The organism is Bradyrhizobium canariense (genome assembly GCF_018130465.1).
In the GTDB taxonomy this organism is placed as follows: Bacteria; Pseudomonadota; Alphaproteobacteria; order Rhizobiales; family Xanthobacteraceae; genus Bradyrhizobium; species Bradyrhizobium canariense_C.
The window spans coordinates 518,354-531,593 of sequence record NZ_JAFCKJ010000001.1; the positions used below are offsets into that span (position 1 = coordinate 518,354).

Below are 13,240 nucleotides of genomic sequence, written 5' to 3' on the forward strand. Positions count from 1 at the left end.
CTCGCTGCCGCCGCACACTCGCTGTCGTCCTGGCGAATGCCAGGACCCATTACCCCAGAGAGAAGTTGCAGCGCCGAGCCATCAACCACCAGCCTTCGCCAAACGAAAGCCGGTGGTTATGGGTCCTGGCTTTCGCCAGGACGACGGCGGAGAGTTATTCGCCCTCACTCCGCCCCGATCGTCGTGAGGTCCTGGAACCAGTGCTGCGCCTGCACGAACTGCTTGACCTTGGGCGACAGCGCGTGCGGGTTGGTGTCGTGCACCACCCACACCAGCGTGGCGTCGTCGACGATCAGCGCATGCGCCTGCGCCAGCAACTCGTCCTGCTTGGCGCTGTCGAAGGTCTGCTTGGCCTCGTCGATCAGCGCGTCGACCTTCGGGTTCTTGTAGCCGCCCCAGTTGACGCCGACCGGCGCGATCTGGCTCGAATGGAAGAAGCGGACGATGGCGTAGAGCGGGTCCGAGGTGACATAGGCGATGTTGTTGGCGGTGATGCCGGCATTCATCTCGTCGGCCGCACCCTTGCGCCAGTGCGTGTAGAGTGTCTCGAGCTCGACCACCTTGAAGTCGATGTCGATGCCGATCTCCTTGAAACTCTGCTGCAGGAATTCGTTCATCGGCAGCGACAGCATCTGGCCGGTGCCGCCCTGTGCGATGATGAAGGTGGCCTTCAGCGGCTTTGCCTTGGAGTAGCCGGCTTCCTCGACCAGCTTCTTTGCTGCGGCGACATCGTATTTCAGCTCGAAGCTCGGCTTGCCGAACCAGGGGCTCGACGGATCGACCTGGCCCTTGGCGGGTTTTGCGAGGCCGTTCATCAGGCCCACCACGGCTTCACGATCGATCGCGAGGTTGAGCGCCTTGCGCAGGCGGATGTCGGTCCAGGGCGAACCCGGCAGCACGCTCAGGTGATAATTCCAGACATGCGGCGTGACGTTGTCGACGAGCTTCATGCCGGCAGCCTTGAGCTGCGGCACGGCATCCGGCGCCGGCGTCTCGATCAGATCGACTTGCCCGGCGAGCAGCGCATTGGTGCGCGTCAGCGCTTCCGGCATCGGCACCAGCACGAGCTTGTCGACCTTGGGAATCCGCTTCTTGTTCCAATAATCCGGATTCTTCGTGAGCTCGGCGAGCTCGCGCGGCACCAGTTTTGTCAGTTTGAACGGGCCGGTCCCCGAAGGCTGGCTCGCGAACTTGTCCCAATCCTTGCCGAGCTTCTCATATTGCGTGGGGCTCGACACCAGGAACCACAACATCTGATAGGGAAAGAAGGAATCGACCGTCTTAGTGGTGATCTCCACCGTGGAGTCGTCGATCTTTGCGTAACTCGCGACCGACGGCAGGCGGGTCTTGACCTGCGCGCTCTGGCGCTTGTCGAATTGCGGCGCCTTGTCGTTGAGCACCTTGTCCAGATTCCAGATCACGGCGTCGGCGTTGAACTCGCTGCCGTCGTGAAACTTCACGCCCTTGCGCAAGGTGAAGCGCCATTTGGTCTTGTTCTCGTCATCGACTTTCCACTCGGTGGCCAGCCCCGGCACCAGCTTTCCCGGCCGGTCGGCGACGTCCATCTCCCACGCCACGAGCGGATCGTAGATGGTGTAGGCCGTGAACTGATAGGCGCCGGCGCCGCGATCGGGCTGGCCGGTCGTCAGCGGGATGTCCGCCATCGAGATGCCGTAGCGCAGCACCGTTTCGGCGCCCGCCGGAATCGCGGACAACGCCAGTGCAAGCACGGCGAAACAGGTCGATAGTCGGATACGCATGGGCCAAAGCTCCAAGGAAGACTTCAAGGGAAAATCGGAGCCAAACCTGCAATCTTGATGCCAGAATAGGCAGCGAGCTGCCTTCGCCGAGGTGTCATCACAAGGACTTGTCGTCGCAGGGGCAATTTGCAGAAAAAGTTTCCCCATTGGCATAGCCATTGCATACGGTTGCATCAAAATTAGTCATCGAAGCCGGAAAAGGATTGAGGCCAATGCTTATCAAGAAAAACAAGACTCGCGCGGCGCTGATCGCGTTGCTGGCGCTCGGCAGCGCGGCTGCGTGGCCGCGCGTCGCCAGTGCAGAAACCGTGCTGCGCATCGCCATGACCGCTGCCGATATTCCGCGCACGCTGGGCCAGCCCGATCAGGGTTTTGAAGGCAACCGCTTCACCGGCCTCACCATGTACGACGCGCTCACCGGCTGGGATCTGTCCTCGGCCGACAAGGCGAGCGTGGTGATCCCCGGCCTTGCCACCGAGTGGAAGGTCGACGATGCCGACAAGACCAAATGGACTTTCAAGCTGCGGCCGGGCGTCACCTTCCATGACGGCTCGCCGTTCAATGCGGACGCCGTGGTGTGGAACGTCGAGAAGGTGCTGAAGCAGGACGCGCCGCAATTCGACGCCAGCCAGGTCGGCGTCACGGCCTCGCGCATGCCGACGCTGGCGTCCGCGAAGAAGATCGACGACATGACGGTCGAGCTCACCACCAAGGAGCCCGACAGCTTCCTGCCGATCAACCTCACCAATCTTTTCATGGCGAGCCCGGTGAAGTGGCAGGCGTTCTATGACAAGGCCGAGGGCGCCGACGCCAAGGCGAAGTCGCAGGCGGCCTGGACCGCGTTCGCCAAGGAAGCCTCAGGCACCGGCCCGTGGAAGATGGCGGGCTTCACGCCGCGCGAGCGGCTCGAGCTGGTCAAGAACGCGGCGTATTGGGACAAGGCGCGCGTGCCCAAGGTCGACAAGATGGTGCTCCTGCCGATGCCGGAGGCGAACGCGCGCACCGCGGCGCTGCTCTCCGGGCAGGTCGATTGGGTCGAGGCCCCGGCGCCGGACGCGCTACCTGAATTGAAGCAGCGCGGCTTCAAGCTCTACGCCAACGAGCAGCCGCATGTCTGGCCGTGGCAGTTCTCGCGCGTCGAGGGCTCGCCCTGGAACGATATCCGCGTGCGCAAGGCGGCAAACCTCTGCGTCGATCGTGAAGGCCTCAAGGACGGCCTGCTCGCGGGGCTGATGGTGCCCGCGACCGGCACGTTTGAGCCCGGCCATCCCTGGCGCGGAAAGCCGACCTTCGAGATCAAGTACGACAAGGCTGCTGCGCAGAAGCTGATGCAGGAGGCCGGATTCGGCCCGAACAAGAAGTTGACGGTGAAGACCCAGACTTCGGCGTCCGGCTCGGGCCAGATGCAGCCGCTGCCGATGAACGAATATCTCCAGCAGGCCCTCGCCGAATGCTATTTCGACGTGCAGCTCGACGTCATCGAGTGGAACACGCTGTTCACCAATTGGCGCCGCGGTGCCAAGGATCCCAGCGCCAACGGCTCGAACGCGACCAACGTCACCTATGCGGCGATGGACCCGTTCTTCGCACTGGTGCGCTTCCTGCAATCGGGGATGGCGCCGCCGGTCTCGAACAATTGGGGTTTCATCAACAACCCCAAATTCGACGAGCTGGTGAAGAAGGCACGGCAGACCTTCGATCCCGCCGCGCGTGACGCAGCGCTCGCCGAACTGCACGCTGCCTCCGTCGACGACGCAGCCTTCCTCTACGTCGCCCACGACGTCGGCCCCCGCGCCATCAGCCCGAAGGTGACAGGCGTCGTGCAGCCGAAGAGCTGGTTCATCGACTTCTCGCTGGTGTCGATGCAGTAGTGAGGTGAGTACGCTGGTAGGGCTCCCCTCCCCCTTGCGGTGAGGGGTTGGGGAAGGGGGTTCACACGGGCGGTCCCTGTGCGGCCACCCCTCTCCCTAACCCTCCCCCGCAAGGGGGGAGGGAACCCTCGCATCTCGTGTCCATCACTGAAGCCCGCGCACCCGATCGTGCGACATCTCGTCAGGTAAGTTAGTGCTCGCCTATATCGCCAGACGCATCGTCTACGTCGTTCCGATCGTCATCAGCGTCGCGCTGGTGTGTTTTCTGCTCGTGCACATCACGCCGGGCGATCCGTTGGTGGCCGTGTTGCCGGCCGACGCGTCGCAGGAGCTCGCCGCGCAGCTCCGCACCGCCTATGGTTTCGACCGCCCGCTGCCCGTGCAGTTCGGCCTGTGGCTCTTGCGCGCGCTTCATGGCGATCTTGGAAATTCCATCGCCACGGGCCGTCCGGTGCTCGCCGAAGTCATGCGCGCGGTCAGCAATACGGTCACGCTCGCGATTGCGGCGGCCATCATCGGCTTCACCATGGGCATCCTGCTTGGGTTGATCGCCGGCTATTTCCGCGAGACCTGGATCGACAAGCTGGCGACGTCCTTTGCCATCGCCGGCGTTTCGGTGCCGCATTACTGGCTCGGCATGGTGCTCGTCATCATCTTCTCGGTCCAGCTGAACTGGCTGCCCGCCGTCGGTGCCGGGCCCGGCGGCTCGGCCGCCTGGGCCTGGGACTGGGCGCATTTGCAATATCTCGTGCTGCCGGCGATCACGACCTCGGTGATCCCGATGGGCATCGTCACCCGCACGGTGCGCGCGCTGACCGGCGACATCCTCAGCCAGGACTTCGTCGAGGCGCTGCGTGCAAAAGGCCTGCATGAGCGCGGTGTGTTCCGCCACGTCATCAAGAACGCCGCGCCTACCGCGCTCGCGGTGATGGGACTTCAGCTCGGTTACATGCTCGGCGGCTCGATCCTGATCGAGACCGTGTTCTCCTGGCCGGGCTCGGGCTTCCTGCTCAACTCGGCGATCTTCCAGCGCGACCTGCCGCTGCTCCAGGGCACGATCCTGATCCTGGCGCTGTTCTTCGTCTTCCTCAACCTGCTGGTCGACATCGCGCAAGCCGCGATCGATCCGCGCATCAAGCGGGGCTAGCGGGATGAGGTGCCACACATTCAGTGTCGTCCCGGCGAAGGCCGGGACCCATAACCCCAGTCAGCGGTTGTGGGACGAGACGGCAACGACGAGGCCTCGCCAAACGACCTTTCGTGGTTATGGGTCCCGGTCCCTCCGTGCGCAATTGCGCACTAGGCCGGGACGACGTTGGAAATTGCGGCAATGAGCGAGCTTCCGTTGTCCGTCACCGTTGACGCCGCGCTTCAGTCCGCGCCCGCGACCAAGGCGCGCGGCTATTGGGCGACCGTCGGCCGCCGTATCCGGCGCGACAAGGTCAGCATGGTCTGCGCGCTGGTGCTGCTGCTGATCTTCCTGTCAGCGATCGTTGCTCCCTGGCTCGGTCTTGAAGATCCCTACAAGGGCTCGATGATCCGCCGTCTCCGCCACATCGGGACGTCAGGCTACCTGCTCGGCACCGATGAGCTCGGCCGCGACATGCTGGCGCGGCTGATCTATGGCGGGCGGCTGTCGCTCCTCATCGGCATTTTGCCGGTCATCCTCGCCTTCTGCATCGGCACCTCGCTCGGCCTCGTTGCCGGCTATGTCGGCGGCAAGCTCAACACCGCGATCATGCGCACGATCGATGTCTTCTACGCCTTTCCATCCGTGCTGCTGGCGATCGCGATCTCCGGCGCGCTGGGCGCGGGCATCCTCAATTCCATCGTGTCGTTGACCGTCGTGTTCGTGCCGCAGATCACTCGCGTCGCCGAAAGCGTCACCACCGGCGTGCGCAACATGGACTTTGTCGATGCCGCGCGTGCCTCCGGCGCCGGCCCCTTCACCATCATGCGCGTGCATATCCTCGGCAATGTGCTCGGCTCGATCTTCGTCTACGCCACCAGCCTGATCTCGGTCTCGATGATCCTCGCGGCAGGCCTGTCCTTCCTTGGACTCGGTACCAAGCCGCCCGAGCCGGAATGGGGCCTGATGTTGAACACCTTGCGTACCGCGATCTATGTCAATCCCTGGGTCGCCGCACTCCCCGGTGCGATGATCTTCGCGGTCTCGATCTGCTTCAACCTGCTCTCGGACGGCCTGCGTAGCGCCATGGACATCAGGAACTAGCCATGAGCGAAACCAACGCCTCCGTCGCGATGCTGGAACCGGTCGAGGACCGTGGCGGCGTCGCGCAGCCGCTTCTTCAGGTCAACGGCCTGACCAAGCATTTCCCTGTTCGTGGCGGCCTGTTCGCCGCAAAGCGCACCGTGCGTGCGGTTGATCATGTCTCGTTCACTGTCGCCAAGGGCGAGACCGTCGGCATCGTCGGCGAGTCCGGTTGCGGCAAGTCGACCACCGCGCGGCTGCTGATGCATCTGATGCCGCGCGACACCGGAGATATCATTTATGACGGCATGAGCGTCGGCCAGTCGCTCTCCTTGCGCGAGCTGCGCCGCGGCATGCAGATGGTGTTCCAGGATTCCTACGCCTCGCTCAATCCGCGCCTGACGATCGAGGAATCGATCGCCTTCGGCCCGAAGGTGCACGGCATGGCCGACGGCGCCGCGCGGGCGCTGGCGCGCGAGCTGCTGGGCAAGGTGGGCCTGGTTCCTGCAAATTTCGCCAACCGCTACCCCCACGAGATCTCCGGCGGCCAGCGCCAGCGCGTCAACATCGCGCGTGCGCTGGCCCTGTCGCCGCGTCTGGTGATTCTGGACGAAGCGGTCTCCGCGCTCGACAAGTCGGTCGAAGCGCAGGTGCTCAATCTGCTTGCCGACCTCAAGCGCGAGTTCGGCCTGACCTATCTCTTCATCAGCCACGATCTCAACGTCGTGCGCTACATCAGCGATCGCGTGCTGGTGATGTATCTCGGCGAGGTCGTCGAGCTCGGCCCGGTCGACCAGGTCTGGGACCAGCCGGCACATCCCTATACGCGCGCACTTCTTGCCGCGATGCCGTCCTCGGATCCGGACCGTCGCACCGAGACGCCGCCGATCACGGGCGATCCGCCCAATCCGATCGATCCGCCCTCGGGCTGCCGCTTCCACACCCGTTGCCCGTTTGCGGAGCCGCTCTGCGCAAATGCGACACCAAAACTCACCGCGCTCGATAGAATGGGCCACGAGGCCGCGTGCTACATGGCGATCCCGGGTTCAGGCCATAGCCGCGCGCCCAAGGAGGAAACCGTATGACGAGACCGACGACAAAAGAGATCAAAGCGACGGCACAGGTCGCCGGCGTTCCCGTCGACGACGAGATTGCGACGCGCATCTCCAATTCCATCGGACCGGCCTTCGAGGGCTTTGCGGCCGTTGCCGGCACGTTGCCGTTCGATCTCGAGCCCGCGCTCTATCCAATCGCGCAGACTGCGAAGGTCTCGAAATGAGCACCGAGCCCGCGTTGATGACGCTCACCGAGGTCGCGCGCGCGATTGCGATGAAGCAGGTGTCCTCGCATGAGGTGACGCGCGCGCTGCTTCATCGCATCGCGCAGTGGCAGCCGCACCTCAACGCCTTCATGTCGATCGAATCCGAGGCGGCGCTGAAGGCCGCCGATGCCGCCGATGCCGAACTCGCCAAGGGCGCAGTCCGCGGCCCGCTGCACGGCGTGCCGCTCGCGCATAAGGATATGTATTATGACGCAGGCCACGTCGCGACCTGCGGCTCGCTGATCCGCCGCAATTTCGTGCCGACTGTCACCTCCACCGCCTTGCAGCGGCTGAAGGACGCCGGCCAGGTTCGCCTCGGCACGTTGCATCTCGCCGAATTCGCCTATGGCCCGACCGGCCATAACGCCCATTACGGCCCAGTGCGCAATCCCTGGAACGTCGCGCACATCACCGGCGGCTCGTCGTCGGGCTCGGGCTCGGCGGTCGCGGCGCGATTGACCTATGCCGCGCTCGGCTCCGACACAGGCGGCTCGATCCGCATGCCCGCGCATTTCTGCGGCGTCACGGGATTGAAGACCACCGTTGGCCGCGTCAGCCGCGCCGGTGCGATGCCACTGTCGCAGTCGCTCGATACGGTCGGCCCGCTCGCCCGCACCGCTGAGGATTGCGCGCTGCTGCTGGCGCTGATGGCCGGCCCTGATCCCGAGGATGCGACCGCGAGCCACGAGCCGCTGTCTGACTATGTCGGCGCGACCAAGGGCTCGCTGAAGGGCCTCAAGATCGGCGTCCCTTCGTCCTTCTATGTCGACGATCTCGACGGCGAGGTTGCGCGCGTGCTGGACGAGACCATCGCGGTGCTCAAGCGCGAGGGCGCCGACATCGTCACGGTCGAGCTGCCCGACCAGCGGCAATTGTCATCCGCAAGCCAGCTCGTGCTTGCAGCCGAAGCCGCCGCCTTCCACAAGCGCTGGATGATCGAGCGGCCGCAGGATTACGGTCCGCAAGTGCTGATGCGGCTTCAGAACGGCCTCGCGGTCCCCGCCATTACCTATCTCGAGGCGATGCGCTGGCGCGGACCAGCGCTCGCTGCGCACAACGCTGCGACATCAGGTGTCGACGCGATGATCGCGCCGGCGTCCCCGGTGCCGGCCCCGACGATCACGGAGAGCGACGTCGGCGGCGGGCCGAACGCGCCGGCGCTGTTGCAGCGGCTGACGCTGTTCACCCGTCCGGTGAATTACCTCGGCCTGCCGTCGCTCACGGTGCCCTCTGGCTTCACCAAAGGCGGTCTTCCCATCGGCATGCAGTTGATCGGCCGCTCGTTCGACGAGGCGACCTTGCTCACCATCGGCGCCGCATTCCAGCGCGTCACCGACTACCACGATAGACTGCCGAAACTGCCGTCATGACAAAGCTCGTCGAGATCTCAGGCCTCAACATCCGCTTCACCGGCGAGCGCACGGTCTATGCCGTGAACGATCTCAGCCTCTCGCTCGGTGACGGCGAGGTGCTGGGCCTGCTCGGCGAGTCCGGTTCGGGCAAGAGCGTGACCTTGCGTGCACTGATGCGGTTGTTGCCGAAGAAGCGCACGCAGATTTCGGGAACGGTCAATGTGATGGGCCGCGACGTGCTCGCCATGAATGACGAGCAGCTGTCGTCGTTCCGCGGCCAGACCGTGTCGATGATCTTTCAGGAGCCCGCGCTCGCGCTCGATCCGGTCTACACCATCGGCGCGCAGATCGCCGAAAGCGTCGTGCGCCATGAAGGCAAGAGCTTTGCGGAAGGGCGGGCGAGGGCGCTCGAAATGCTCGAGGTCGTGCGCATTCCGTCCGCAAAACGCCGGCTCGATGCCTATCCGCACGAAATGTCCGGCGGCATGCGTCAGCGCGCGATGATCGCGCTGGCGCTCGCCTGCCGGCCGAAAATCCTGCTGGCGGACGAGCCGACCACCGCGCTTGATGCCACCGTGCAGATCCAGATCCTGCTGCTGTTGCGCGAGCTGCAGCGCGAGTTCGGCATGTCCGTCATTTTCGTCACCCACGACATCGGCGTCGCCATCGAGATCTGCGACCGCGTCGCGGTGATGTATGCCGGCCAGATCGTGGAGCAGGGCACGTTGCGAGACATCGTTCGCACGCCGGTGCATCCCTATGCCAAGGGCCTGCTCGCCTCGACCATCCACGGCGCCAAGCGGGGACAGCGGCTCGAGACCATCCCGGGTACCCCGCCGTCGCTTGGCGAAAGGCCGCACAGCTGCTCCTTTGCGCCCCGCTGCGCCGTAGCCCAGCCGCGCTGTCTGGAGCAATTGCCTGCGAATGTGGAGGTCGGGCCGGGCCGGGCAGCACGGTGCGTGCTGGCGGAGCCAGTCACCGCGCTGTCATAATATTTGGACGGCCCGGGAAGCGGGGAACGGCATTCAGACCTCATTCATCCCGGTTCCGCTTCCATGGAACCGTTCACGGAGAGGGACCTCACTTATGTACATTTCCAATGAAGGCCTGCTTGTCATCCTGTTCGTCGGCCTGGTGGCTGGCTGGCTGGCCGGCAAGGTGGTGCGCGGAACCGGGTTCGGCATCATCGGCGACATCGTGGTCGGCATCGCCGGCGCGCTGGTCGCAAGCTTCCTGTTTCCGAAGCTCGGCATTCACATCGGCACCGGGCTGATATCCGAGATCGTCTATTCCGCGATCGGCGCGGTCATCCTGCTGCTGGTGGTGCGGCTGGTACGCGGCGGCGGCCGGTTCTAATGGCGCCCGAGCTCAGTTGATCCAACTTTTGACCTCTCCCCGCCCGGGGAGAGGTGACTTGTCTGCAAGAAAAAGCCGCAAGAACGTGAGATTCCGGACTTGCGTGCAAGGCCGGTCGGGGGTGATGTGGGCCATAGGGGTCCCGGATATTCGACTGCGTTCGGCGATGAGCGCAAACGCGATGTTAATCCGGGTCAATTACTCCTGAATTTGCCTTTGAAATCAGGGGCTTTGGCCCCCACCCGAAAGAGATCAGACTGATGGCAGCCGTTCCCGGCGCCCGCCGTTCAGAGCTCGGTGATGCGCTGCGCGCTTGTCGCACGGCGTTTGTCGGCGTCGGCTTGATGAGCTGCATGATCAACCTGCTCTATCTGACCGGGTCGATCTTCATGCTGGAGGTCTACGACCGGGTGCTGCCGAGCCGCAGCATTCCGACCCTGGTCGGCCTGATCGTCCTCGCCAGTTTCCTCTACATGGCGCAGGGCGTGCTGGACATGATCCGCAACCGGATTTTGGGCCGGGTCGGCACCGCGCTGGACGAAGCCCTGAACAAGCGCGTGTTCGACACCATCGTGCGCCTGCCGCTGCTGGTCGGCAGCCGCAACGAGGGGCTTCAGCCGCTGCGCGATCTCGACAATGTCCGCTCCTTCCTCGGCAGCATGGGCCCGAGCGCGTTCTTCGACCTGCCGTGGCTGCCGCTCTATCTCGCCATCTGCTTCGCCTTCCACGTCATGATCGGCGTCACCGCGCTGGTCGGCGCCGTCATCCTGGTCGGGTTGACGCTGGTCACCGAGTTCATGTCCCGCCAGCCGGCGCGCGAGGCGATGGGGCTTGCCGCCCAGCGCAACGACCTCGCCCAGGCCAGCCGCCGCAACGCCGAGGTGATGGTGTCGATGGGCATGGCCGGCCGGATGAACGCTCGCTGGAGCGAGGCCAACGAAAAATATCTCGACGGCAACCAGCGTGCGAGCGACGTCGCCGGCGGTCTCGGCGCGGTCGCAAAAGTGCTGCGCATGATGCTGCAATCGGCCGTGCTCGCGGTGGGCGCCTATCTCGTCATCCACCAGGAGGCGACCGCCGGCATCATCATCGCCGGCTCGATCCTGTCGGCACGTGCGCTTGCGCCGGTCGACCTCGCGATCGCGCACTGGAAATCCTTCGTCGCGGCACGTCAGAGCTGGCACCGCTTGACCCGCCTTTTGGAGCAGATGCCGGCGCAGACGATGCCGACCCAGTTGCAGGCGCCCACCAGCCGCCTCTCGGTCGAAGGCATCGCCATGGTGCCGCCGGGCGACCAGCGCCTCATCGTGCAGGACATCACCTTTGCGCTCGAAGCCGGCAACGGCCTCGGCGTGATCGGACCGAGCGGCTCCGGCAAGTCGTCGCTGATCCGCGCGCTGGTCGGCGTCTGGCAGCCGGTCCGCGGCAAGGTGCGGCTCGACGGCGCGGCGCTCGACCAGTGGTCGTCGGACATGCTCGGCCGCCACATCGGCTATCTGCCGCAGGACGTCGAATTGTTCGGCGGCACCATCGCGCAGAACATCAGCCGCTTCGATCCCGAGGCCACCTCCGACGGCATCATCGCCGCGGCGAAAGAGGCTGGTGTGCACGAGATGATCATCAAGATGCGCGAGGGCTACAACACCCAGGTCGGCGAGCAGGGCACGGCGCTCTCCGCGGGCCAGGCGCAGCGCGTGGCGCTGGCGCGCGCGCTCTATGGCAATCCGTTCCTGATCGTGCTCGACGAGCCCAATTCCAATCTCGATACCGAAGGCGACGAGGCACTCACCCGCGCCGTCCGTGCGGCGCGCGAGCGCGGTGCCATCGTCGTCGTGGTGGCGCACCGCCCGATCGGCGTGGAAGCGGTCGACCAGATCCTGGTGCTGCGTGACGGCCGCATGCAGGCTTTCGGGCCGAAGGAACAGGTGCTTGCCCAGGTGCTCCAGCCGCGCGTGACGCCGCCGGCCCCGATCAAGATCGTCAGCGAAGGCGGAGTGCCGAAGTCATGAGCACGATGGCGATCGGCGGCGCGAAGCCTGCCGCGAAGAGGACGGTACGGCAGTCGATCCAGTTTCACCTGATGCTCGGGCTTGGGATCGTGCTGGTCCTCCTGGTAGGCCTCGGCGGCTGGGGGTCGACCGTGCAAATCTCGGGCGCGCTGATCGCGCCGGGTCAGATCGTGGTCGAATCCAACGTCAAGAAGGTGCAGCATCCGACCGGCGGCGTCGTCGGCGAGCTGCGCGCTCACGACGGTGACGTGGTCAAGGCCGGCGACGTCGTTGTGCGGCTCGACGACACCGTCACCAAGGCCAATCTCGCCATCGTCACCAAGAATCTGGACGCCGCGCAGGCGCGCACGGCGCGGCTTCAGGCCGAGCAGCGTGGTCTCGACAAGGTCGAATTCCCACAATCGCTTCTCGATCGCGGCAACGAAAACGACATCAAGACTTTGCTCGATGCCGAAACCAAGCTGTTTGACGTGCGCGTCAACGGCCGCGCTGGCCAGAAGGCGCAGCTTCGCGAGCGCATCCAGCAACTCAACGAGGAGATCCAGGGTCTCTCCGCGCAGGAGAGAGCCAAGGACAAGGAAATCTCGCTGGTGCAGCAGGAACTCGTCGGTGTCCGGGATCTCTATGACAAGCACCTGGTGCAGATCTCCCGCCTCACCACGCTCGAACGCGATTCTGCCCGGCTCAATGGCGAGCGCGCGCAATACATCGCCTCGCGGGCGCAGGCCAAGGGCAAGATCACCGAGACCGAGCTCCAGATCATTCAGGTCGACAAGGACATGGTCAGCGAGGTCTCCAAGGATCTGCGTGAGACCAACGACAAGCTGGGCGAAATGATCGAGCGCAAGGTTGCGGCCGAAGACCAGCTTCGCCGCGTCGACATCCGCGCGCCGCAGGACGGCATGGTGCTGCAATCGACCGTGCATACCGTTGGTGGCGTCGTCACCGCCGGCGACGCCCTCATGCTGATCGTGCCGCAGGCCGACGATCTCCAGGTCGAGGCCAAGGTCAATCCGGTCGATATCGACAAGCTTCAGATCGGCCAGAAGACGTTGCTGCGCCTCTCCGCCTTCAACCAGCGCACCACGCCGGAGCTCAACGGCGTCGTCAGCCGCGTCTCGCCCGACGTCACCACCGATCAGCGCACCGGCCAGAGCTACTACACCATCCGCGTCTCGCTGTCCGCGGAAGAGGTCGCCAAGCTCGGTGACTCCAGGCTGATCCCCGGCATGCCGGCGGAAGCTTTCGTCCAGACCGGCGACCGCACCATGCTGTCCTATCTGATGAAGCCGCTGCACGACCAGTTCATGCGAGCGTTCCGGGAGAAGTGACGCGCGCAAGCGCCTCATCCCATTCGTC

11 protein-coding genes are annotated in these 13,240 nt (G+C 64.8%); 10 read left to right on the forward strand and 1 reads right to left on the reverse strand.

Annotation, left to right across the window (positions count from 1 at the left end; all coding sequences use genetic code 11):
- Positions 1 to 164: 164 nt before the first annotated feature.
- Positions 165 to 1,760, reverse strand: coding sequence for an ABC transporter substrate-binding protein (locus JQ591_RS02180; protein ID WP_211394414.1), 1,596 nt, complete (start codon positions 1,758 to 1,760; stop codon positions 165 to 167).
- A gap of 212 nt (positions 1,761 to 1,972) precedes the next feature.
- Here JQ591_RS02180 and JQ591_RS02185 point away from each other — a divergent pair, with 212 nt between their 5' ends.
- From JQ591_RS02185 to JQ591_RS02230, 10 genes are all read left to right on the forward strand, one after another.
- Positions 1,973 to 3,631: an ABC transporter substrate-binding protein gene (locus JQ591_RS02185; protein WP_211394415.1), complete on the forward strand. Its 1,659-nt coding sequence runs from the start codon at positions 1,973 to 1,975 to the stop codon at positions 3,629 to 3,631.
- 193 nt (positions 3,632 to 3,824) lie between these two features.
- Positions 3,825 to 4,778 carry an ABC transporter permease gene (locus tag JQ591_RS02190; protein WP_007599552.1) on the forward strand — a complete coding sequence of 318 codons (954 nt, stop codon included), beginning with the start codon at positions 3,825 to 3,827 and terminating at the stop codon, positions 4,776 to 4,778.
- A 183-nt stretch (positions 4,779 to 4,961) separates the two neighbouring features.
- On the forward strand, positions 4,962 to 5,864 hold the full coding sequence (locus JQ591_RS02195; RefSeq protein WP_211394416.1) for an ABC transporter permease: 903 nt from the start codon (positions 4,962 to 4,964) through the stop codon (positions 5,862 to 5,864).
- Positions 5,865 to 5,866: 2 nt separating this feature from the next.
- Positions 5,867 to 6,928, forward strand: a complete 1,062-nt coding sequence (locus JQ591_RS02200; protein WP_211394417.1) for an ABC transporter ATP-binding protein — start codon at positions 5,867 to 5,869, stop codon at positions 6,926 to 6,928.
- Positions 6,925 to 7,122: a hypothetical protein gene (locus JQ591_RS02205; RefSeq protein WP_211394418.1), complete on the forward strand. Its 198-nt coding sequence runs from the start codon at positions 6,925 to 6,927 to the stop codon at positions 7,120 to 7,122. Before JQ591_RS02200 ends, JQ591_RS02205 begins: the two co-directional genes overlap by 4 nt.
- A complete protein-coding gene (locus tag JQ591_RS02210; RefSeq protein ID WP_211394419.1) occupies positions 7,119 to 8,534 on the forward strand; it encodes an amidase in 1,416 nt (471 codons plus the stop codon). The genes JQ591_RS02205 and JQ591_RS02210 overlap by 4 nt, the downstream gene beginning before the upstream one ends.
- The gene (locus tag JQ591_RS02215) at positions 8,531 to 9,508 is read left to right on the forward strand and encodes an ABC transporter ATP-binding protein (RefSeq protein WP_211394420.1); all 978 of its coding nucleotides are present in this window, start codon (positions 8,531 to 8,533) and stop codon (positions 9,506 to 9,508) included. Before JQ591_RS02210 ends, JQ591_RS02215 begins: the two co-directional genes overlap by 4 nt.
- Positions 9,509 to 9,602: 94 nt before the next feature.
- Complete coding sequence (locus JQ591_RS02220) at positions 9,603 to 9,872, forward strand: GlsB/YeaQ/YmgE family stress response membrane protein (RefSeq protein WP_148738875.1); 270 nt, start codon at positions 9,603 to 9,605, stop codon at positions 9,870 to 9,872.
- Between the two features lie 260 nt (positions 9,873 to 10,132).
- The gene (locus JQ591_RS02225) at positions 10,133 to 11,881 is read left to right on the forward strand and encodes a type I secretion system permease/ATPase (RefSeq protein WP_211394421.1); all 1,749 of its coding nucleotides are present in this window, start codon (positions 10,133 to 10,135) and stop codon (positions 11,879 to 11,881) included.
- Positions 11,878 to 13,212, forward strand: coding sequence for an HlyD family type I secretion periplasmic adaptor subunit (locus JQ591_RS02230; protein ID WP_211394422.1), 1,335 nt, complete (start codon positions 11,878 to 11,880; stop codon positions 13,210 to 13,212). Before JQ591_RS02225 ends, JQ591_RS02230 begins: the two co-directional genes overlap by 4 nt.
- Positions 13,213 to 13,240 lie beyond the last annotated feature (28 nt).